The following is a 22,264-nucleotide window of genomic DNA, read 5'->3' as shown; positions in this document are numbered from 1 at the left end:
TATCGCCTACCGCGCGCGGGCGCGGACGACCAGATCGTTCGCCGTGCGCAGGACGGCCCGGCTCGTGAACGCCGCTGGATCGATCCCCGCGGGCGCGCTCACCCGGAACACGTGCTCCTCACCGGCGGTGAGGGTGACCATGCCCGAATCGACGCGCGCAGCGGGGTCCACCAGGTCCGCGAGGAGGGTGGCATCCTTCACCAGCGTCCGCGCGGTCACGGTGACCTCGTATCCGTCCGCGACGACCCGCGCGTCCGCGGACAGGGCGTCCTCCAGGGCGAGGGCGGTGTCGTCGGCGAAGTAGTGCAGGCCGCGCTCCCCGTTCGACGTCTCCGCGATGAGCACTTCGCGCGACGGGTCGACGGCCACGGCCAGTTCGGGAGCGATGCTCGCGTTCCAGGCGCCGCGCGCCGCCACCTCGACGTGGAGGGAGACGGATGCCAGGACGGTGCCGTCGAAGAGCTCGCGGCGCAGGTCCAGCTGACCGGTGACCCGCTCGTCGCTGTCGTTGTGCAGGACCACCCGCAACCCGTCGCCCTCGAGCGCGGGCTGGATGGTCAGCAGTCGGGATGCCGAGACCCGGCGCAGCTCGTACCACAGCGGTTTGCGGTGGCGGTGGCTGTCGACCGCGGCCCATGACACGACGGGCCAGCAGTCGTTGAGCTGCCAGACGATCCACCCGCGGTTCAGGGGGAAGAGCGAGCGGAACCACTCGATCCCGAAGGACACCGCGCGTGCCTGGTTCAGCTGCATCGTCCAGTGCCAGTCGGCGTAGTCGCCGGGTTCGGGGAGGTGCGTCCCGAGTCCGCGCTCGAGCTTGTCGTTACCCTCGTTCGCCTTCTGATGCGCGAGCATCTCGCGTCCGAACGGGCTGCGGGGCTCGTCGCGCACGACGCTCTCGAGCGTCGAGAACGCGGGCGGTCCCTGGAAGCCGAACTCCGAGACGAAGCGGGGACGGTAGGCGCGATAGCCGTCGTAGTCGCGGGTGTTCCACACGTCCCAGATGTGCATCGTGCCGTGGGCGTCGTCGTTGGGGTGCACGTAGGAGCTGAAGGAGAACGGGCTCCCGTCCGAGTAGAAGGTCGTGGGGGCGAGCTCGGCGACGATGCGGGGGAACAGGTCGCGGTAGTAGCCCTCACCCCAGCTGCGCCCCTTCAGGCGCGAGCGCCAGTTCCAGTCGACGTAGCCCCAGATGTTCTCGTTGCCGCCGTTCCAGATGACCAGGCTCGGGTGGCTCGTCAGGCGCGTGACGGCTTCGCGCGCCTCCGCCTCGAACTCGTCCCACAGCTCGGCATCCTCCGAGTAGGCGGCGCACGCGAGCAGGAAGTCCTGCCAGACGAGCACGCCCTCCCGGTCGCAGATGTCGTAGAAGTCGTCGCTCTCGTAGAGCCCGCCGCCCCAGACGCGCAGGAGGTTGAGGCCCGCGTCCGTCGCGTCCGCGATCGAGGCGGCGAGACTCTCCGGCGTGATGCGGGTGACGAAGACATCGTCGGGGATCCAGTTGGCGCCGTGGATGTAGACGTCGCGCCCGTTGATGCGCACCGAGAACGGGCTCCCCTGCTCGTCGGGTGCGATGTCGACCTCGACGTGGCGGAAGCCGATCGCGCGCGACCACCGCGTCGACTCGTCCGCACCATCGCCCACGCGGACGGTGAGGTCGTAGAGCCGCGCCTCGCCGTAGCCGCGCGGCCACCAGGGCTCGGCATCCGGAACGTCGAGGTCGACGACGACGGGCTGGCCGGGCCGCGCCTCGACCCGAGCGGACGAACCTCCGACGCTGACGTCCACGCTGACCGCGGCGCCGACGTCGCTCTGCCACTCGAGGTCGATGTGCGCCGTCAGGTGCGGGATGCCGTCGACGATGTCGACCACCGGGCGCACCGCGGCGATCCGCACGCCGGTCCACTCCTGGAGGCCGAACGGTCGCCAGATGCCGGCGGTCGCGAAGTCGGGACCCCAGTCCCAGCCGAAGTTGCAGGCGCTCTTGCGGATGGCGTTGAAGGGGTGCGCGTAGGAGTGCGGACGCTCGCCGAGCACCGCTTCTCGCTCACGCGCGTAGCGGACGGGGGAACGGAAGGCGACCTCGACGGTGTTCTCCCCGGCGCGGAGAATTCCGGCCAGATCGGCGCGGTAGCCGCGGTGCTGGTTCGCCGTCTCGAGCACGAGCTCGCCGTTCACGCGCACGGTGGCCACGGTGTCGAGGCCCTCGGCGACGAGGTCGACGCGCGCGTCCGCGACGGTCGGGCTCCACGAGAACGTGGTCCGGTAGGTCCAGTCCGATTCCCCGATCCACGCGAGCTCGGCCTCCCGCGCACCGGGGAAGGGGTCGTCGAGGAGTCCCGAGGCGAGCAGATCCGTGTGGACCACCCCGGGAACAGCGGCGGGGATGCCCTCACCGAGTGCCGCGAACGCGTCGGGGCGGTCGCCCCGGGCGAGGGTCAGGGTCCAGCCTGCGTCGAGGGGGTGGTGCATGAACGTCGGCGTTCCTTCCGTCGGTCCGCGGTGACTGCCTCCGTCGGGACCGGTCGCGGCGATAGGATCGAGGCAGCGGGGATCTTATTCAAGCTACTAAAATAAGTGGACAGGGGGAAGGATGCCGGGAAAGACGACGAGCGTCTCGACGCCCGCGCTGGTACTCGACGTCATCCGTACGCGCGGGCCGATCAGCCGGATCGAGCTCGCGGAGGCCACCGGCCTGACGGCCGCGTCCATGACGACCGCGGTGCGCCAGCTCATCGAGAAGCGCCTCGTCCTGTCGGTGGGGCACGGGGAGTCCACGGGCGGCAAGCGCCGCGAGCTCCTCGACGTCAACCCGACGACGCGCTTCGGCCTCGGTCTGCAGCTGGGGCCCGAGTCGATGCAGGTGGTCGTGGCGAACCTCTGGGGTGCCGTCGTGGGGCGCGTCGGTGTCGCCCTGGCACCCGGGGCGACCCCCGACGAGACCCTCGGGTCCATGTCATCGGCCGTCGAAGAGCTCCTCGCGACGACGTCGCTGGCCGACGGGCGGATCGAGGGCCTCTGCGTGGCGGTGCCCGGTCCCCACGAGGCATCCGGCGCGATCGTGGACACCCCGAGCCTCGCCGCGTGGGAGGGGTATCCGCTGGGTTCCGCGCTCGAGGCGGCGACCGGTATCGGGGTGCGTCTCGAGAATGCTGGCTTGCTCTCCGCAGCGGGCGAGGTGTGGACGGGAGCCGCGGGCGACTCCCGCGCTCTCGCGGCGATCCACGTCGACGGAGAGATCAGCGCGGGTGTCGCCGTCGACGGGCGTCTCGTCCGCGGCTCGCGCGGGCGCGCGGGAGACATCCGGCACCTCCCGATCGACCCGGCCGGGCCCCTCTGCCGCTGCGGGCAGCGGGGGTGCCTCGCCGTCACCGGAACACCCGAGGCGATCGCCTCGCGCTACCAGGACGAGACCGGATCCCGCCTGACGCCCGGGCGCATCGCCGCGCGCGTGGAGTCGGATCCGCGCGCCGCCCGCGCGGTCGACGACGCGGTCACCGCCTTCAGCCGCGGGATCGTCGCGTTCGCCGACGCGCTCGACCTCGACCGTCTCGTGCTCTCGGGTCGCGGCTACGGCCGCCTTCTCGACCGCTACCTCGACGGCGTCCGCGACCACGCCCGCGCCCTCGGCCGAACGCATCTCGCGGTAGCCGTGTCGGCGAACCAGCGCGATGCCGGAGCGGTCGCGGCCGCGGGCGCCGTCCTGCGCGACCACATCGCCGCCCGCTGACCGAGCGCCCCCCCGGTCCCGTCCCTGGGCCCCCGCGCCCCGTCGTAGGCTCCCGCCCCCCGTCCTGGGCCCCCGCACCCCCGTGCTTCCGTCCTGCCCCCGGGACCCCCGTCCCCGCATCCCCGTCCCTGCCGTCCCGTCCCGGTGGCCCCCGCACCCCCGTTGAGTGTCCAAAACACCCGGACGCTTCCGAAAATCGTCCGGGTGTTTTGGACACTCAATGCCGCGCGGGCACGCCGCCGCGCGGGCACGCCGCCGCGCAGCGCGGCGGGGCTCAGATCTCGGCGCGCAGCGCGTCGGCCACCGCGCCGAGGCCCGTGAGCACCTCGGCGAAGCTCGTCGACAGCGGCGAGAGCCCGATACGCAGGCCGCCGGGGTCGCGATAGTCGGGCAGCACGTCCCGGGTCCACAGGCGGGCGGTGACCGCGCGCATTGCGGGGTGCGAAAGCGTGACGTGACCACCGCGCTCGGCCGCGTCACGGGGAGAGGCGACGCGCACCCCGAGGGGAGCCAGGATGCCATCGCTCACGCGCAGGGCGAACTCGGTCAGCGCGACGGACTTGCGGCGCACCGCGGCGATCCCCGCGGTCTCGAGGAGGTCGAGGGTGTCCTGCATCGCGATCATTCCGAGCACCGGCGGTGTCCCCGAGAGGAAGCGGCGCATGCCGGCCGCCGGCCGGTACTCCGGTCCCATCGAGAAGACGTCGGCCGCCCCCATCCACCCCTGGACGGGCTGTACCAGGGCGTCCTGGTGTCGCGCGGCGACGTAGGCGAACGCCGGCGATCCCGGCCCGCCGTTGAGGTACTTGTACGTGCAGCCCACGGCGAGGTCGACGCCCCATGCGTCCAGCTCCACCGGCACCGACCCCGCGGAATGGCACAGGTCCCAGAGCACGAAGCCTCCGGCATCCTGAGCGATCCGTGTCAGCTCGGGGCCGTCGGCGAGGAATCCCGAGCGGTAGGACACGTGGCTGAGCAGGACGACCGCCGTGCGCGGCCCGACAGCGGCACGCAACAGCGTCGCGTCGACGCCGCGCGCCGTGTCGACCTCGACCCACACGACGCGGGCGCCGCGCTCGGCCGCGATGCCTTCGACCAGGTAGCGGTCGGTGGGGAAGTCGTCGCGGCCGACAACGATCTCCACGCGCTCCGGATCTCTCGCCATCTGGGCGTCCAGCGCGGCGCGCAGCAGCTTGTAGAGCAGGACCGTCGTCGAATCGCCGATCACGGTCTGCCCGGGCGCCGCGCCCAGCGCGAGCGCGCCGATGCGGTCGCCGATCGCGAAAGGCAGCTGCATCCAGGATTCGTCCCAGCCCCGGATGAGGCGGCCGCCCCACTCCTCGGTGACGAAGCGGGCGAGGCGGTCCGCGGTGGCTCGCGGGGGACGCCCGAGGGAGTTGCCGTCGAAGTAGAGGAGCGGGGTCTCGGCGCCGACGAACGCGTCGCGATGAGGCGCGAGGGGGTCGCCGGCGTCGAGTGCCGCCGCCTCGGACGCGAACGCGGCCGTCAGGTCGGTCGACAACGCGTCAGATCAGCGACAGTTCGCGCAGCTTCGCCTCGACGTCGGCGTTGCTCGGCTCGACGTGGTGGCTCGAGTCGGGGTACACCACGACGGGGATGCTGGTGCGGCCCGAGATCTCTTTCGCCACGTCGGCGGCGGCAGGATCGGCCACGAGGTCGACGTACTCGTAGGCGATGCCGAGCTCGTCGAGCTGCTTCTTCGTGCGGATGCAGTCGCGGCACCAGTCGGCGCCGAACATGCGGATGGGAGCGTCAGAGGACATGCATCCAGGGTACGCCGCCGGACGGGTCCGCAGGCGGCCGACGGGTCAGGCCGCGAGCTCGTCCTCGAGCGGTTCGCGCAGCGCCGTCACGGCCGAGGCCGCCTGTGCCTTCTTCGGCGCGTACACGACGAGCGCGTGGAACACGAAGCGCACGACGAAGGCCACGAGCAGGGTGATGGCCGCGGCGAGCACGCTCTGGATGTGCGCCTCGTTGACGAGCAACCAGATGACCGGGATGCGGACGATCGCCTCGATGCCGTTGAACGTGAACGACTTGATGAAGCGGTGCCGCATGAGGCCCGACTCCTGCCGCATGTCGGCGAAGACGAGATACTCGAGCGCGATGAAGTTGGCGATGATCGTCAGCACGCTCGCGATGACCGCGGCCACGAGGTATTGCACCCCGAGGGTCTGCAGGCCCCACATGATCGCCAGGTTGGCCACCGCTCCGAGTCCGCCGACGACGGCGAACGCCGACATGCGACCGAAGCGGAGCATCGTCAGCTGCGTCAGGAATCGCATGCCCTGACTGAACGACGCCTTGCTCTCACCGGCGAAGCGCGGAGCGAAGTCGAAGGGGACCTCGGCGACGCGCATCTGCTTGCGCGCGAGGATCTCGAGCAGGATCTTGAAGCCGCGCGGACGCAGTTCCTCGATGTCGAGGGAGCGGCGGTCGATGAGGAAGAAGCCCGTCATCGGGTCGGAGCAATTGTGCAGCTTCTTCGGGAACATCGCCTTGGTGAGCATCGTCGACGCGCGCGAGACCATCGTGCGCACGGCGTTCGCCAGTCCGTCGGACGTGCCGCCGTCGACGTAGCGCGACGCGACGACGACATCGGCATCGCCGACCTCGGCGCGCGCGAGCAGATCGGCGATGACCTCCGGCGGGTGCTGGAGGTCGCCGTCCATGACGACGCAGAAGTCGGATGCCGCGGCCATGATGCCTTCGACGACCGCGCCGCCGAGTCCCCCGAGGGGCTCGTCGCGGTGGATCAGCCGGACGGGGACCGGAGCGCTCGAGGCGACACCGCGGATGATCTCGGGGGTGTCGTCGCTGGAGTCGTCGACGAAGATGATCTCGATGTCGCGACCGGGAAGCGCTGCCGCCGTACGTCGAACGAGTTCGGCGACGTTCGGACCTTCGTTGAAGGTCGGAACGATGACGGAAAGGATCATGGGCGCTCGCGTTTCGAAAGTGAAGCCAGGATTACACAGCGTAGACCGGCCGACGCGTGCTCAACTTGGTATTGTGGATCACTTACCTGGGAGGTAGCAGGTGTTCACTCCCATTCCTCCCTGGTAAGACCCGTTATCCGGGCGCCGGTCAGCCGATGGCGTCCTTCAGATCGTCGACGGTCATGCCGTAGTTCATCCGGATGACGGGCAGGGCCAGTTTGTCGGTCCCGATGCGCACGTAGCCGTGCTCGATGGTGCGCCCCAGCTCGAATCCGGCCTCGCGCACCCCCTCTTTTGTGGTGTCGTTGTAGTGGCCGAACGGGTAGGCGACGACTTCTTTCGCGCCGAGGATCTTCGCGGACTGCTCGAGGTCGGCGGCGATCGTGGCCGCGTCCTCGTTGACCATGCGTCCCTTGCCGTTGTCGCCGGCCCGATGCATGTCGTGCGTGTGCGAGCGCTGCAGGACGAAGCGGTTCGGCGTCGGCTCGGTGCGGGCGGAGGTGATGACGAACGACGTGGTGAGCAACTGGCGCTTGTCGACGATGGGGGCGGCGAGTTCGAGCCACGTGCTGTCGGCGTCGTCGTCGGTGATGATCACTGAGTGCTTCGGCAGGTACACCTTGCCGTCGATGAACGCACTCAGCTCGTCCCACGTGGGCAGGTAGAAGCCCGACTCCTGGATGTGCGCCATCTGCGCGTCGAAGTCGCCGATGTAGGCGTAGTTGAGCCGTAGCCAGTTGTCCTCGCCCTCGGGCTTCGTCGTGAACTGGTGGTACATCAGGATCGGGATGCTGGCCTCTTCCACCGCATTCGCCTCGGGCGTCGTCCACCCCGCGTACAGCGTCTTCTCCTGCGCCGTGCAGGAGACCAGATCGGCGCCGTTGACGCGCGCGGGGAGCGTCATCGCGGCGGCGTCGGCGGCCGTCTCGTACCACCCGGCGAACACGCGGCCGTCGGTCTGGGGGAGGGGAAGCGCGGCGTACAGCGCATCCTGCGTCTGAAGCTGCGGGGCGAGCGCGATCCCCTCGCCCGAGAACGACACCGCGCATGCCTTCGGGTCGGTGGTCGACGCCAGGAGCTGCTCGGACGCGGTCTTCGGGGTCGGCGTCGGCGTCGGGGTGTCTTCGACGACCGGAGCGGAGGTCTCCTCGGCCGTCGGGCTCGCCGTGCCGCGCGTGAGGGCGAAAGCCGTCACCCCGCCGGCGATCACGACGATGGCGAGCGTCGCGACGATGGTTCGGCGAAGGCGCACGCGCCGGGTGGCGCGGCGACGGTGCTGGGCGCGTGTCGTTGTCATGATCCCTCGGGTCGGGTGCGATCGGCAGCGATCATCGTGATCCTAGCCGGACGATTCGCGCACTCCCTGGCCATGCCGAGCGGGCGGTGAGCGGGTGACCCGCGATGATGGGGGGATGATCCGCATCGGCATCGTCGGCACCAGCACCATCTCCGAACGCTTCGCCGAGGCCGTCGGCGTCGTCGACGGGGTCGAGGTGAGCCGCATCGCCTCGCGCGACGCGGAGCGCGCGCGGGCGTTCGCCATGAAGGTCGGCGCCGCGGGGATCGCGGTGGGACTCGAGGAGCTCCTCGCCGCCGCCGACGTCGACGCCGTGTACCTCGCGAGCCCGAACTCCGCGCACGTCGCGCAGGCGCAGACGGCTCTGGATGCCGGCATCCCGGTCCTCGTCGAGAAGCCGGCGACGCTGACCGCTCCGCAGTGGGAGGAGCTCGTCGGACGGGCCACGGCCCGGGGTGTCGTGTTGCTGGAGGCGATGCGGAGCGCATACGACCCGGGACTCGCGGTCGTGGCCGACCTCCTGCCGCGGCTCGGCACCGTGCGCCGCGTCTCGCTGCGCTACGAGAAGCGCTCGGCGCGGTACGACCACGTGCTCGCGGGCGAGCAGACCAACATCTTCGATCCGGCGCTGGGGGGAAGCGCGCTGCGCGATCTCGGGGTCTACCCGCTGCACGCCCTCGTGCAGCTCTTCGGTGTGCCGCGGGCCGTCCAGGGCGTGCGAGTCGGCATCGCCTCGGGAACCGACGGGCTGGGGAGCGCCCTCGCTGTCTACGACGGATTCGTCGCCGACATCGCCTGGTCGAAGATCACCGGCACCGGGCTGTCCAGTGAGATCCAGGGTGAGGAAGCGTCTCTGCGGATCGACGCGATCGACGCCCCGCGGACGCTCGAGCTCACCCCGCACGGCGCGAGCGCCGAGGTGATCCGGGTCGAGGCACCCGAGAACGTCATGGTCGGCGAGGTCGAACGCCTGCGCGACGCGATCGACGGCGCCGACATCACCGCGGACCAGGACCGCACGACCGCGACGCTGCGCCTCGTCGACGCGCTGCTCGCCGAGCCGCTGCGCTGACGTTCACCCGCTGTTCTCCCGGGGCCGATAGGACGGGTCGATGCGCAGAACAGGGACCCCGTGGGAGGTCTTCCGGGCGTTCCTCCGCCTCGGGCTGACCTCGTTCGGCGGACCGATCGCGCACCTCGGGTACTTCCGCGACGACCTCGTCGTCCGGCGGAAGTGGATGGACGATCGCGCCTACGCCGACCTCGTCGCCCTGTGCCAGTTCCTCCCGGGCCCGGCGTCGAGCCAGGTCGGTTTCGCGATGGGCCTGCAGCGCGCCGGATTCCTCGGTGCGATCGCGGCGTTCCTCGCGTTCACGCTCCCGTCCGCCGTGTTGCTCGTCGCGTTCGCGGGCGGGGCCGCGGTGTTCGGCGGTCCGATCGGTGCCGGTGTCCTCGAGGGCCTCACGATCATCGCCGTCGCGATCGTCGTGCAAGCGGTGTGGGGGATGGCCCGCACGCTGACCCCCGACGCCACGCGGGCGGGCATCGCGCTCGCCGCGGCGGCCCTGGCGCTTCTCGCCCCGGGAGCGGTCGGGCAGCTCGGTGCTCTCGCCATCGGCGTGGTGGCGGGCCTTCTGCTCCTGCGCGGAGTGACCGAAGCGGCCTCAGCGCCGTTGCCCACCTTCGGGGTCCCCCGGGCGGTCGCGATCGGATGCCTCGTGCTCGCCGGAGCGGCACTGATCGGTCTCCCGGCGCTCGCCGCCGTCAGCGGCTCGGGCGCTCTCGCTCTCGCCGACGCCTTCTTCCGCTCGGGCGCCCTCGTCTTCGGTGGCGGTCACGTCGTGCTCCCTCTCCTGCAGGCGGAGGTCGTGCAGACGGGGTGGGTGTCGCCCGAGACCTTCCTCGCCGGCTACGGAGCCGCCCAGGCTGTCCCCGGTCCGCTCTTCACGTTCGCCGCGTTCCTCGGCGCCGTGAGCACGGTCGGCCCCGGCGGGATCGCGGGGGCGGCGATCGCCCTCGCGGCGATCTTCCTCCCGGGTTTCCTCGTGCTCGTGGGCGTTCTCCCGTTCTGGGATGCCGTGCGCGAACGGCCTCTCGTCCGCGCGGCGATGCGCGGGGCGAACGCGGCGGTCGTCGGCATCCTGGGTGCGGCTCTCTACACGCCCGTGTTCACGACCGCGGTGACCGGGCCCGCCCCTTTCCTTCTGGCGCTGCTCGGTTTCGTGCTGCTGACGAGGTTCCGCGTGCCGGCGTGGGCGGTGGTTCTGGTGGGCGCCGTCGGCGGGGTGACGATCCACCTCGTCGCTTAGGTCGCGATTCTCGGTCCCGCCGTTCGTGACACCGGGTCTCAACGGTGCCAGGATGGGCGCACGCCGTCCGGTTTCGAAGGAGAAGCCCGTGTTCCAGAGTCCGTACCCGCGCATCGACATCCCCGACGTGAGCATCTACGACGATCTGTTCGGTTCGCTCGAGGAGGCCGACCTCGACCGTGTCGCGCTGATCGATCCGGCGAGCGGAGCCGAGACGACCTACGGCGCGCTGCGCGCCCAGGTAGACGCGTTCGCGGGGGCGCTCGCCGCCCGCGGAGTCGACACCGAGACCGTGGTGGCCGTGCTCTGCCCCAACGTGCCCGCTTTCGCGACGGTGTTCCACGGCATCCTGCGTCTGGGTGGAGTCGTCACGACGATCAACTCCCTCTATACCGCCCACGAGATCGAGAATCAGATCCGGGATGCCGAGGCCACCTGGCTCGTGACCGTCTCTCCGCTGCTCGGGCCTGCGGCCGACGCGGCGCGGGCGGCGGGCATCCCCGACGACCGGGTGATCGTGCTCGACGGGGCGGAGGGGCATCCCGACCTGCGGAGCCTGCTCGCGGAGGGACGCACGCCACCCGAGGTGAGCTTCGACCCGTCGACGCACGTGGCCGTCCTGCCGTACTCGTCGGGGACGACCGGCATCCCCAAGGGCGTCATGCTCACCCACCGCAACCTCGTGGCGAACGTCCACCAGTGCCGGGTCGTCATCGAGCTGCATCGCGACGATCGGGTGCTCGCGGTCCTGCCCTTCTTCCACATCTACGGGATGACGGTGCTGCTGAACCTGGCCCTTCGTCAGCGCGCGAGCCTCGTGACGATGCCGCGTTTCGATCTCGTCGACTTCCTCCGGAACATCCAGGAGTACCGCTGCACGTTCCTCTTCATCGCCCCGCCGATCGCGGTCGCTCTGGCGAAGCATCCCGTGGTCGACGACTTCGACACCTCGTCGGTCCGCACGGTGTTCTCGGGTGCGGCACCCCTCGACGGAGAGACCGCCGAAGCCGCCGCCGGGCGGATGGGCGCCCGCATCCTCCAGGGTTACGGCATGAGCGAGCTCAGTCCCGTGTCGCACGCCGTGCCCGATGATCGCGTCGACATGCCCGCGAGCTCGGTCGGGGTGCTGCTACCGAACGTCGACGCGAAGCTCATCGACCCCGAGACGGGAGCCGAGATCGAGGAGCACGGCGACGACGGCCTCACCCTCCCGGGCGAGATCTGGGTGCGCGGGCCGAACGTCATGCTCGGCTACCTGAACCGCCCCGACGCGACGGAGGAGACCCTGGATGCCGACGGCTTCCTGCACACGGGCGACATCGGCGTGCACCACGTCAGCGGGTACTTCGCGATCGTCGACAGGCTCAAGGAGCTGATCAAGTACAAGGGCTATCAGATCGCCCCTGCCGAGCTCGAGGCTCTGCTCCTCTCGCATCCGAGGATCATGGATGCCGCCGTCATCGGCGTGGACGACGACGACAAGCAGGAGATCCCCAAGGCCTTCGTGGTCGCCGCGCCCGACTCGGGGCTGACCGCGGACGAGGTGATGGCGTTCGTGGCCGCCGAGGTGGCCCCGCACAAGAAGGTGCGCCGCGTCGAGTTCATCGACGCGATCCCGAAGTCGACCTCGGGCAAGATCCTGCGGAAGGACCTCCGGGCGCGCGAGCGCGGGTAGGACGCGAAGGCTTCAGAACGCCGAAGGGCGGGGCGTCGTGTCGACGGCCCCGCCCTTCGGCGTGTTGTGGGCGGTTACGGCGCGATCAGCGCACCGGTCTGCGCGGCGGACTCCTCGGCGCGCTTCTCTTCGTCGTCGCGACCGCGGCGCTCGTCGGCGGCCTCCTGCAGCGCCGACTTCGCGCGCAGCGGCGGCGTGCGGAAGAAGAGCGACAGGACGAAGGCGAGGAGCACGACGGACATCGCCACCCAGTAGACCGAGACGGCCGACGAGTTGAACCCGACCAGGAACGGCTTCGTCAGCCGCGCGTCCGCCCCGACGAGGAACGAGGTGTCGTCGAGGGTCGAGTCGCCGATCGAGGTGTTCTCGTCGCCCGCCGAGAACTGGTCCTCGAGGGTGGTCGCGACGGTGTCGACGAAGGCTGCGCGCTGCGCCGGGTCCGAGAAGTCGAGCGAAACCGTTCCGTCGGCGGCGACCCGCGCGACGGGCACCTGCTCCTGGATCTTCGTCGTCGCCGCGGCGATGGCCTGCGACACCGCGGCCTGGGTCGCCTGCGCTTGCGCCGCCGCCGGGATCTGACCCGCCGCAACCTGGGCTGCGACGGCCTGGGTCGCGGCATCCGTCGCCTGCTGCACACCCTGCTGCACCTGCTGGGTGATGGCATCCGAAGTCTTCGAGACGATCGGGGTGTAGATCCCGGTCATGATCTTCTCGTTCGCGGGTGCCGATGCGACGGTGGGGTCGAAGGCCGCGTCGAGCGCGTCGGTCAGGGTCGTGCGGTCGCTGAACGAGCCGATGATGTTCGACGGCATGAGCGTGAACAGCAGCGAGAGCAGCACGGCCGTGCCGAGCGTTCCACCGATCTGGCGGAAGAACGTCGAGCCGCTCGTCGCCACACCCATGTCGCGCAGGCCCACGGAGTTCTGGCTCGCGATGGTGAGCGTCTGCATGAGCTGCCCGAGTCCCAGGCCGATCACGAGCATCGAGACGGCGACCTGCCAGTACGGGGTGTCGTACTTGAGGAACGTCAGCAGGAAGAAGCCGACGGACATCAGCAGCGTGCCCAGGATCGGGAACATGCGGTAGCGACCCGTGCGGGCGATGAGCTGACCGCTCACGATCGAGGCGATCATGAGGCCGAGGATCATCGGCAGCATCTCGAAACCGCTCTGCGTGGGCGACGACCCGAGCACGAGCTGCAGGTACAGCGGGAGCGTCAGCATCGCACCGAACATGCCGAAGCCGACGAGCACACCGATGACGGTCGCCATCGAGAAGGTCGACGAGCGGAAGAGCTTCAGCGGGATGAGCGCGTCGTCCTTCATGTAGGTCTCGGCGATGACGAAGGCCAGGATGCCGAGAGCCCCGACGACGTAGCAGGCGATCGCAATCGGCGAGCCCCAGCCCCACTCGCGACCCTGCTCGGCGACGAGGAGGAGCGGGACGAGCGCGACGATGACTGTCGTGGCTCCCCACCAGTCGATGCGGACCGAGTGGCGCGGCTGCTTGGGGATGTGCAGGAAGCGCCAGACGATCGCGAGCGCCGCGATCCCGATCGGGACGTTGATGAGGAAGACCCAGCGCCAGCCGGTGATGAAGAGGATCTGGCTCGCGCCGGCGAAGACGCCGCCGACGAGGGGTCCGATGACGCTCGAGATTCCGAAGACGGCGAGGAAGTACCCCTGGTACTTCGCGCGCTCGCGCGGCGCGAGGATGTCGCCCATGATCGCGAGCGGCATCGACATGAGGCCACCGGCGCCCAGGCCCTGGATCGCGCGGAACGCGGCGAGCTCGATCATCGAGGTCGAGAAGCTCGCGAGGATCGATCCGACGATGAAGATGAGGATCGCGATGAGGAAGAGCGGGCGGCGTCCGAAGATGTCGGAGAGCTTGCCGTAGATCGGCGTCGAGATGGTCGACACGATCAGGTAGGCGGTGGTGACCCACGCCTGCAGGCTGAGGCCCTGCAGGTCGTCGCCGATCGTGCGGATCGAGGTGCCGACGACGGTCTGGTCGAGAGCGGACAGGAACATGCCGGCCATGAGGCCGAAGATCACGAACATGATCATGCGGTGGGTCATGACCGTGTTCGTTGCGCCCGTGGTGGTCGGTGCCGTGTGCGCGCGGCGGGTTCGGGTGATGTCTGACATCGGGGCCTCTTCGAGAGAAGGCCTGGCGGACGGCTCGGGATGGCTCAGTCGAGCGCCAGGTGTTTGCTAAAAGTCAACAAAGTGTAGCGCGTCTCGAGGCGACTGGTGGCTGCGTTGGGTGAACGCTTACGTCAGCGCGGCGACGTGGCCTCCCGACCGCTCGCGGGTGCTCGTTGCATGGGCCGCGACCGTCGACTCAGGTGCGCGCTTTGAACAACGAGAACAGCCGGCCTTCGCGCGCGAGCAACGCGGGGATCGTCGCCCCGCAGAGCGCCGCTGCCACGGCCACGGCCAAGCTGACGGCGAGCGAGGCGAGGAGCCTGTGCATGACGCGCCTGACGCGCCCTGGATGCCGGGGCACGCGAGCGGGAACTTGTGCCCTATCGGCAGAGGCAAGCCATTCACACGTTCTTGCCTATGAGTCCCCGGAACAGGCCCTCACTAGGCAAAAGCAAAACCCCCGCCATGTAGAAGCTAGGCGAGGGTTTCTGGGATGACTGTAACGGTCATCCTTGTGGCTCCGACGGGCGTCGATCCCGTGACCTCACGATTTTCAGTTGTATACGCCGGGTTTGCGGGTGCTCACGAGTGCTCGTTTGTTGCGTGATTCCGCGGAATTCGTGCTCGTTGGTGATGGCTGGTTTTGGGTGGTTTGAGCCGAGTTTCCGGCCCGGGACCGGCCCACAGTCAGGGCGCGACTGGAATCTCACCAGCTGGCAGGCCGAGCTCTTCTTCGGCAGCGTCGTCCACCCCGAAGGCCTCTTTGAGTATTTGGCGGGAGAACTTGGCGTACTGACTCGATGCGTACGGAAATTCGCTCTTCGAAAAGCTCACGTCTACGGATCCAAGGAGCTTCTTGTAACCTGCGAAGTCAAGGACGCCGTGACCTTCCAGAGATCTCCGGAGTGCGATCACGTAGCCGTTGATCGCCGTGGTTGACCGGATCTTGGTCTCCGCTTCATCCCACGCCGCGGAGTTGGTGGCCTTGACCGCGGAGAAGTATGTCGACAGCACTCCCGCCGCGAAGTCGACAAACTGCTCCAGCTGAGCACGGCTGGTCTTCTTCTCTTTCTGCTTGAGTAGCTCCTCACGATCCTCTTCAGTGCCCCAGTAGTGAAAAAGCCGGTCAGGCGCGTCCACAATATCGACCACATAACGCAACGCAAACTTGATAATCGACGCGATCTTGATCTTTCCATCATCCATGAGCGACATCTGGAAGAGGTTTCGGAAGGGCGCGCGATCATTCAGTTTCATGAGCACCTGCCGCGCTACACCCAGGTCAGAGAAGGGATCCTTCAATGTCTCAATGAACAACAGGACGTCCTGCGGGACCGGCTTGGCGTTAGAATTTATATCTAGAAACAGTTCGCTCTCGAATTTGCGGCGCTCGAGATCAGTCATATTCTCTGGAAAAATCAGTCCGGTGACAAGGAGATGGAACTTCTTGCGTAGTTTTGCGACCTGAGGCTCCAATTGATCAAGCCCCTCATAGTGAGCAAAGATTCTGTGCTGACCATCGATCACGCAGATCGAGTTCATTTCATCCGGAATCAACATGGTGTGGCCGTCGAAGCTACTCACATCTTTCAGTTGCACGGCTTGGCCTTTGTCGTCCTTGAACTCTACAGACGAGGGCAAGCTCACAATGATGTTGTTGATGAAGGTGCTTCTTCTTTCAGTGAGGAACTTGCGGATTTTCAGTATCCGGTCACGTTCAATCAGTCGCTGATACAGCTCGATGGTGTCCTGCCAGTTGTCCTTGCGCAGCACGTAGGAGTTCCGAAGGAGCATGTCTGCCGACATCATAAATGACACAACGCGTACACCGTTGCGAAAGCCGGTATTGTCTACCGGATAGATGATGGAAGTCGGAATCTTCTTTGCACCGTCTGCGGCGTTCGGTAGTCCGAGATCTGCCGAGCTTATGTCCAAGAATCGGAAGATGTCCGTTCGAGCACTTCTCTTGATGTTCTGCGTCATCTTGACGAAATAGCTAAGCGTCGCCGGAGGGACAACCGTCACGGGCTTGAAGAGATCTATGTCCGCTACGTCCAGTTCGATCTCATTCTTGGAGAAGTACAGGAAAAAGACCTTGTAGCGCGACACGTCGTAGTCATCGAACACGCTCAGGCGGTCCCCGAAGTCCGTCGTTAGCCAGGAGATCAGGTCCGCGGTATTCGCCGCAATTTCGTCAGCGAGAATCTTCTTGTTCTTGAGGTGATCACGCGGTGACTTCTCGACAGTGTCTTCGCAAACCAGCACGATGTTCTCAAAAACGAACACCTGATCTAGCTCCCCAACCTTGTTGCCGAACTTACGTTCTATGCCGTTGGTTGGTAGATATACGAATCCAGCATTGGTAAACATGGTGTGTATGCGCCGAGTGAAAGTCGTCTGCTCGCGTCGCTGCAACTGCGCCTGCGTCAGGGGCTTACGGGTAACCACCGTGGTTCGTCCTCTCGGCGCGCTGGCGCTGGATCCTCGTCTGGTGCGGCGCGGCCGACTGTCAGAGCTTCGAATTATGATTACCACATGCGCGAAGGAACCCGGGGTTGAGCGTGTCCGACCTGTCTACTGCACGCCAGCATCCCGCGAGCGTTGATCGGGCAGTCTGGACAGTCCATCAGCGCGATGCCCGCCGTACCGGAGAGTTCCTAACCGAGATCGCGAGGGCTAGCGAGAGCCCGACGGCTCCGTTCCTGACGACGACGATCACGTCGCCTCCGTACGCCAATCTCGTCAACTACGGCACACCTGATCAGATCGGTTTTGGTCAGTCGTACGAGTCCTACCTGGCTGAGTGCCGAACGGTCTTCGAGGATATCTTCTCGTGGACTCGCGACGAAGGCTCTATGTGGCTCGTTGCCGACACGCTCATGGAACCGCAAGGTGCAGGCAAGCCGTCGCGCCTCGTTCCGCTACCGTTTGACCTCGCAGCGCAAGCGACCGCCGCTGGTTGGACATTGCGAGACACGATCGTGTGGCGCAAGGACCGGACCCGCCCTTGGGCATCCAAAGGCCGCCTGCGGAACGGCTTCGAGTACGTGCTCTACTTCGTAAAAGGCTCGTCGTTCAAATATCATGTCGATCGCTTGCGCGATATTCGGGGTATGAGGAGTTGGTGGGTTAAGTACCCTGAGCGTCACAACCCCTGGGGAATGACGCCAGACAATGTCTGGGACATCCCGATTCCCGTCCAGGGCAGTTGGGCATCGAATGACTTGCGCCACGCTTGCCCCTTCCCGCCCGAGTTGGTGAAGAGAATCGTTTCGCTGTCGACTGATCCCGGGGACGTAGTCTTCGATCCCTTTTCTGGTAGCGGAATGGTCGCAGCGGTAAGCGAGGCCGAGGGTCGCCGCCCTCTTGGGACCGAGCTGAATCCCGAGTTTTGTCGCATCTACGAGCAACACGTCAGACCCACGCAGCTTCGTTCGGAGCAAGTTCTGTTGGACGTGGACTCGCTAGACATTACCGGCACCCTGCTTTCGCTTCGCGTGCTCAAGTACTCCAAGGAACTCGTGAAGCAACTGATGCGCTCCGGAGTTCAGAGAGACGATCTTCTCGGCACTGTTGTGCTTGCTGCCGATCTGAGCGCTGCTCCGACGTCGAGCCCATACGCCTCGATCACCTGCATGATCGTCGTACCGTCAACCACTTCTGAGGATGGCATCGCAAAACTGTTGAGCGCGGCCGGGCGTGTGAGCGGCATCGCACCGCTCTCAAAGTACGGAGTCACGGCAGAGACGGTGGTGCTTCGCCTAAGCGATCTTGGTCGACAGCTGGAAGGACATAGCGAGTTGAGCTTCTACCTCGGCGGGAGAACGTGGAAGTCGCGCGGGAAAGTCAGGACCGAGAGTCTCGGGCCGTGGATCGAAGCAATCGACATGAACGGTGTCCCTCCCGTGTTATCCCCGATCGACGTGCGAGTCGAACTCGAAGAGCGCTGAGCCGACTCGGCGCGCTCGATGCTCTAGATGTGCTGCCCAGGCAGGTTGGTCAATCTGCTGATGGGTGGGTGGCTTCCGATTGCGGTGTGGGGCCTGTGGTGATTGTAGGAGTGCAGCCAGGCCGGGAGCGCGTTTCGGCGGGCTGATTCGGAGTTGTAGTGCCGGGAGTAGGCCCAGCCCTCGGCGAGGGTGCGGTGGAAGCGTTCGATCTTGCCGTTGGTCTGCGGCCGGTAGGGGCGGGTGCGTTTGGGGTGGATGCTGAGCTCGGCGCAGGCGTCGCGCCAGGCGAAGGACCGGTAGGCCGAGCCGTTGTCGGAGAGGACACGTTCGACGGTGACGCCGCGTGCAGCGAACCAGCCGACGGCTCGGCGTAGAACGGCGATGGCGGTGGCGGCGGTTTCGTCGTCGTGGATCTCGGCGTAAGCGACGCGGGAGTGGTCGTCGATGACGGTGTGGACGAACGCGGTGCCCGTGATCATGTCGCCGGCGATGCCGCGTTTGCCGGTGTGTTTGGCTGTGATGGCGCGGTTGCGGTCGCCCTGGAAGCGGCCGACGTATCGCCAGCCGCCGCCGTCGGGGATGTTGCCGAGCTTTTTGACGTCGACGTGGATCATCGAACCGGGGTGTTCGTGTTCGTAACGGCGGGCGGGTTCGCCGGTGCGGACATCGACGTGGCTGAGCCGATTGATGTGGCAACGGGTGAGAACGGCGTGAACAGTCGACGCGGGCATCCCGAGCCGGGCGCCGATCCCGACCGGCCCCAGCCGCTGCTTCCATCGCAGGTGCACGACCTTGCGAACCAGCTGCCGCGGGGTCTTGCTCGGACTGCGATGAGGCCTCGAGGAACGATCGTGCATACCCTGTTCGCCCATTTCGACGTACCGGCGAGCCCACCGCTCCGCGGTGCGCCACGACACCCGGAAATGGGCCGCCGCCGCAGCGACAGACCAGCCGTCATCGACGACCTGCCGGGCGAGTCGAAGGCGTTGGCGCGGTGTCAGAGCAGCGTTAGCGTGGGTCACGAGGACCTCCTTGGTCATCGAGTGCGGGAACTAGACAGCTCCACTCTCGACCGGGAGGTCCTCACCCGTCCATCGCGTCACACCTCAACCAACGTCCCTGGGCAGCACAGCTAGCGGAGCTCAACGGCCGTTGGGAGTCCGTTATCGCGACTCTGTGTCGAGTGAACGGGTGGGACCGAGCGGATGCCGAGGCCGACGTCGAGCGCTCTCGCGAACGCTACCGCGAACTGTCGAGCACAGAGTGGGATCTGGATCTCCTTCTGCTCAGTGGGTGGGTCGCGCTCGACGGGTACCCGGAGCTCCTGATCCCGTCCGCGGATCGTGCAACCTTGGGGAACACGCTCGACAAGACCAAACGGAAGCTCTCGCTCATCGTCGGAGCCGAGATCCCCGACGCTATCTGGAGGTGGTGAAGTGAGTGGGTCCAACTCCGAGTTCTCGACAGCGATGGACGTGGTCCGTGCCGCCGCGGACGAGCGGATCTCGCGTGAAGAGCTGGTTAGCATCCTGTTGTCATGGCGTTACGAGCCGCAGTATCGAACGACTGGTCTCGCCGACGACTGGGAGTTCCGCGACAACAGCTTCGAGGCCGTCGAGTACGCGTTCATTAACGGCCTCATCGACGAGAACGATTACGAACGCATCGTCCGAGCCCTCGACGAAGATGGCCCCGCTACGAAGGACTCCGGTGGCCCAAGGAAGCCGTCGGCTTGCGACTCGCGACTTTCCTCACACGTCTCTGAGATCGATGCCGAAGCGATCGGCGACCTCCTCGAGCGGCTCCGAGTCCGTGGCCAGCCGATCTTGTGAAATGCGCTGAGTCTCTCGGTTGTCGATCGTCTCGACAATTTCCTCGAGCAAGTGGTCAACGCTGACCTTCCGGCTCGCCGCGAGCGCCGCGATCTTGGAGGCGGCCTCTGCGAGGGTGTACAGCCTTTGCCAGGGGTGTTCGCCGTGACGGGCGATCGCGACCGTATCGCGAGTGTAGGAGCGTGCGTCACCGGCGACGAGCCACCGCTCCTGACCCTCGGCGTTCAGGAAGAAGTCGACGATGCACTCTCCGCAGGGCATCTTGTACACGCCGGGTTCGGTCGGCGCACTTTCCGTGGCATCGGCGATCATCTCGCGGATGATGCCATTCCAATCCTCGCTCTGACCCTTGTCGTCCATCACTGACCTCCCTGCGCAGAACCGACAAGTATCTCATCAGGGGTCTGGAGTGTCCACCGGCCGTGTCGTCGACCAACCGCTAGCACGCGCTATGTGTGCGGGTCGTTGAGTTGAAGAGCCTCTTCCAACCTGCACAGGATCGCGCGACGATGGGGGCTTGGGCTCCCCGCGAAGTAAGGACGGACAATTGCCGAATGTTTTGACTCGAGGAACTCGCCGAATCGGTGACTTTATCGACGGAGACGCGAACACTCCCGAGGTCAAGGTCACACTTGAGCGGTCCGACCGGGGGATCGGAATCAACATCAGTTGGTCGTCGCCCGATTCGCCGTATGCGGGGTGGTTCCTCGGAAGCCGCCGGTTAGAAATTGGTGCCGGAGGACAGCCGAAGACGATCACGCCGTTGCCAAAGCGTGTTATTTTCCACGACTCACACGGGCCGGTCCTCCTAATACGCTGCTGGACGCAGGGATTCCATGCCAACGCGCTGGGACCCGGTAGCGGAAATCTGTGGGCACACGCTGCGGTGCTGGGGGTTGGCGAGCTGAAGGAATTCGACCGCCCGCACGGACTACAGACGGAGATCTCCGGCCTGCGCGAGTGGTTGGGCATCACGTCGTGGGCAGAGGAGGATCGCTGGCTCGAGGGGCGTACCGAGTACACGCTCAAGTCAAAAGCGCAGCCTTCGATAGTGATAGGTGCGCACTCTGGCGTGGCACTGGAGTTTCGTCCCGGATGGGGACTGAAACCGGCTGGCGCTGATGACGAGCGGGTTCTCATGGACCTCTTGCGGTGCACGACAGTGAGTTCGACGCCGCTCGATTGGGAAGATCACCTACAGGTGCATCGGGCGATTCGAGACCTGCTGGTGGTATCTCGGTGGTGGGACGAGTCGGTTGTCGAGGTCCGCGCGCATCGCGATGATGACCCACTCACGACTATGGACGGCGCGACCCACGGAGACCAGTGGCGTGAGGTCGTTGTGGTGAACGATGAGAGAAAGCCGCCCCCCAAGGGCTACCGCCAGCACCTGATCACCTATTCCGAGTTGGGGGTGACAGGTCTGCAGAGCTGGCTCAAACTTCGAGACGAGTTCGCGCGCGCTTTCGATCCGGTCATCAGCAGCATCGACCTGCGAAACACCACGGCACACACGCGTCTCGCGCACACAGGGCCAGGGCTAGAAGCGCTTGGCTACCTGCTCCTGGTCCGCGACGGGATCAGCGAAAAGAAGGCCGCGCAGTCGTCCCTCAGGGAAAGGTTGGAGCGCATTCTTATGGATCTCGGCACATGCCTTCCATTCGACGGCCCGACCTGGGTTGACAGGACCGTTGCGGTCTACAACGGGATCAAGCACGCGAATAGACAAGCGCCGGACTACGTCGATGTAGCAAACACGTGGCGTGAATCGGTACTGGCTGTGCGCGCGTGGATAGCGATCGAGTTGGGGGTGCCGGCGGCCGACGTTGAGTCCCGCTTGGGCGACGACCCGCAAAGCGCGCCACTTGTTCGGAGATCGTCCTAAGCGCGCCTATCGACCCTGCTCGCAGAGACTCGAACCGAATATGGCTCCACAACCGGCCCGCGACCGGCCCAACTAGACAGCGACCTCGTGTCGCCGGCATCCGACCGCGACGCTTCGATTCGCCTCGCTCGCTCAACGAGCGGACCAAAGCAGCGCGACACAATTCTCCGGAAGTTGCCCCTCATCAGGGAAAAGCAAAACCCCCGCCATGTAGAAGCTAGGCGAGGGTTTCTGGGATCACTGTAACGGTGATCCGTGTGGCTCCGACGGGCGTCGATCCCGTGACCTCACGATTTTCAGTCGTGCGCTCTACCAACTGAGCTACAGAGCCTCGCGACACCATGGATGCCGCGACCGAAACGAAAGGCCCTCCGAAAAGGGCCCGTCGCTCAGAGCGACCCTGACGGGACTTGAACCCGCGACCTCCGCCGTGACAGGGCGGCACGCTAACCAACTGCGCTACAGGGCCATGCGTA

The 22,264-nt window shown here is 66.6% G+C and carries 18 protein-coding genes and 2 tRNA genes; 8 read left to right on the top strand and 12 right to left on the bottom strand.

Features of this window, described 5'->3' with window-relative positions; translation table 11 throughout:
* Positions 1-6: 6 nt before the first annotated feature.
* Positions 7-2,472, bottom strand: a complete 2,466-nt coding sequence (locus MTES_RS05380) for a glycoside hydrolase family 2 protein (protein ID WP_013584192.1) — start codon at positions 2,470-2,472, stop codon at positions 7-9.
* Between the two features lie 121 nt (positions 2,473-2,593).
* Here MTES_RS05380 and MTES_RS05375 point away from each other — a divergent pair, with 121 nt between their 5' ends.
* A complete protein-coding gene (locus MTES_RS05375) occupies positions 2,594-3,730 on the top strand; it encodes an ROK family transcriptional regulator (RefSeq protein WP_013584191.1) in 1,137 nt (378 codons plus the stop codon).
* 274 nt (positions 3,731-4,004) lie between these two features.
* Here the strand turns inward: MTES_RS05375 and MTES_RS05370 are convergent, their stop codons facing one another.
* From MTES_RS05370 to MTES_RS05355, 4 genes are all read right to left on the bottom strand, one after another.
* A complete protein-coding gene (locus MTES_RS05370; protein WP_013584190.1) occupies positions 4,005-5,252 on the bottom strand; it encodes a kynureninase in 1,248 nt (415 codons plus the stop codon).
* Between the two features lie 4 nt (positions 5,253-5,256).
* Positions 5,257-5,514 (bottom strand): glutaredoxin family protein, encoded by a 258-nt coding sequence (locus MTES_RS05365; protein WP_013584189.1) that lies wholly within the window; start codon positions 5,512-5,514, stop codon positions 5,257-5,259.
* 45 nt (positions 5,515-5,559) lie between these two features.
* Entirely contained in the window at positions 5,560-6,690 is a 1,131-nt protein-coding gene (locus tag MTES_RS05360) for a glycosyltransferase (protein ID WP_013584188.1), read from the bottom strand.
* Between the two features lie 148 nt (positions 6,691-6,838).
* Positions 6,839-7,987 (bottom strand): polysaccharide deacetylase family protein, encoded by a 1,149-nt coding sequence (locus tag MTES_RS05355; RefSeq protein WP_050901755.1) that lies wholly within the window; start codon positions 7,985-7,987, stop codon positions 6,839-6,841.
* A gap of 115 nt (positions 7,988-8,102) precedes the next feature.
* Here MTES_RS05355 and MTES_RS05350 point away from each other — a divergent pair, with 115 nt between their 5' ends.
* From MTES_RS05350 to MTES_RS05340, 3 genes are all read left to right on the top strand, one after another.
* Positions 8,103-9,059: a Gfo/Idh/MocA family protein gene (locus MTES_RS05350; protein ID WP_013584186.1), complete on the top strand. Its 957-nt coding sequence runs from the start codon at positions 8,103-8,105 to the stop codon at positions 9,057-9,059.
* A 40-nt stretch (positions 9,060-9,099) separates the two neighbouring features.
* Positions 9,100-10,296 carry a chromate efflux transporter gene (gene chrA, locus MTES_RS05345; RefSeq protein WP_013584185.1) on the top strand — a complete coding sequence of 399 codons (1,197 nt, stop codon included), beginning with the start codon at positions 9,100-9,102 and terminating at the stop codon, positions 10,294-10,296.
* 88 nt (positions 10,297-10,384) lie between these two features.
* Positions 10,385-11,971, top strand: coding sequence for an AMP-binding protein (locus MTES_RS05340; protein WP_013584184.1), 1,587 nt, complete (start codon positions 10,385-10,387; stop codon positions 11,969-11,971).
* A gap of 74 nt (positions 11,972-12,045) precedes the next feature.
* On the opposite strand, the gene MTES_RS05335 is transcribed toward MTES_RS05340, so the two are convergent.
* From MTES_RS05335 to MTES_RS05330, 3 genes are all read right to left on the bottom strand, one after another.
* Positions 12,046-14,121 carry an MDR family MFS transporter gene (locus MTES_RS05335; RefSeq protein ID WP_013584183.1) on the bottom strand — a complete coding sequence of 692 codons (2,076 nt, stop codon included), beginning with the start codon at positions 14,119-14,121 and terminating at the stop codon, positions 12,046-12,048.
* 196 nt (positions 14,122-14,317) lie between these two features.
* Entirely contained in the window at positions 14,318-14,449 is a 132-nt protein-coding gene (locus MTES_RS19970) for a hypothetical protein (protein WP_269453422.1), read from the bottom strand.
* A gap of 359 nt (positions 14,450-14,808) precedes the next feature.
* Positions 14,809-16,569, bottom strand: a complete 1,761-nt coding sequence (locus MTES_RS05330; RefSeq protein ID WP_013584182.1) for a DGQHR domain-containing protein — start codon at positions 16,567-16,569, stop codon at positions 14,809-14,811.
* A gap of 113 nt (positions 16,570-16,682) precedes the next feature.
* Here MTES_RS05330 and MTES_RS18790 point away from each other — a divergent pair, with 113 nt between their 5' ends.
* A complete protein-coding gene (locus MTES_RS18790) occupies positions 16,683-18,071 on the top strand; it encodes a DNA-methyltransferase (RefSeq protein WP_043361057.1) in 1,389 nt (462 codons plus the stop codon).
* A 23-nt stretch (positions 18,072-18,094) separates the two neighbouring features.
* Here the strand turns inward: MTES_RS18790 and MTES_RS05320 are convergent, their stop codons facing one another.
* Positions 18,095-19,093 carry an IS481 family transposase gene (locus tag MTES_RS05320; protein WP_013584180.1) on the bottom strand — a complete coding sequence of 333 codons (999 nt, stop codon included), beginning with the start codon at positions 19,091-19,093 and terminating at the stop codon, positions 18,095-18,097.
* Between the two features lie 161 nt (positions 19,094-19,254).
* On the opposite strand from MTES_RS05320, the gene MTES_RS05315 reads away from it, so the two are divergent.
* Positions 19,255-19,506: a hypothetical protein gene (locus MTES_RS05315; RefSeq protein ID WP_013584179.1), complete on the top strand. Its 252-nt coding sequence runs from the start codon at positions 19,255-19,257 to the stop codon at positions 19,504-19,506.
* 1 nt (position 19,507) lies between these two features.
* Positions 19,508-19,903, top strand: coding sequence for a hypothetical protein (locus MTES_RS19225; protein WP_013584178.1), 396 nt, complete (start codon positions 19,508-19,510; stop codon positions 19,901-19,903).
* On the opposite strand, the gene MTES_RS05310 is transcribed toward MTES_RS19225, so the two are convergent.
* Positions 19,823-20,263, bottom strand: coding sequence for a hypothetical protein (locus MTES_RS05310; RefSeq protein ID WP_013584177.1), 441 nt, complete (start codon positions 20,261-20,263; stop codon positions 19,823-19,825). The genes MTES_RS19225 and MTES_RS05310 overlap by 81 nt on opposite strands.
* Before the next feature lie 187 nt (positions 20,264-20,450).
* Between MTES_RS05310 and MTES_RS05305 the strand changes: the two genes are divergently transcribed.
* A complete protein-coding gene (locus tag MTES_RS05305; protein WP_013584176.1) occupies positions 20,451-21,788 on the top strand; it encodes a HEPN domain-containing protein in 1,338 nt (445 codons plus the stop codon).
* 258 nt (positions 21,789-22,046) lie between these two features.
* Here the strand turns inward: MTES_RS05305 and MTES_RS05300 are convergent.
* Positions 22,047-22,119 (bottom strand) — tRNA-Phe (locus MTES_RS05300).
* Between the two features lie 64 nt (positions 22,120-22,183).
* Positions 22,184-22,257, bottom strand: a tRNA-Asp gene (locus MTES_RS05295).
* Positions 22,258-22,264 lie beyond the last annotated feature (7 nt).

This window comes from Microbacterium testaceum StLB037 (assembly GCF_000202635.1).
Classification (GTDB): Bacteria; Actinomycetota; Actinomycetes; order Actinomycetales; family Microbacteriaceae; genus Microbacterium; species Microbacterium testaceum_F.
This window is presented reverse-complemented; position numbering and strand designations above follow the sequence as displayed.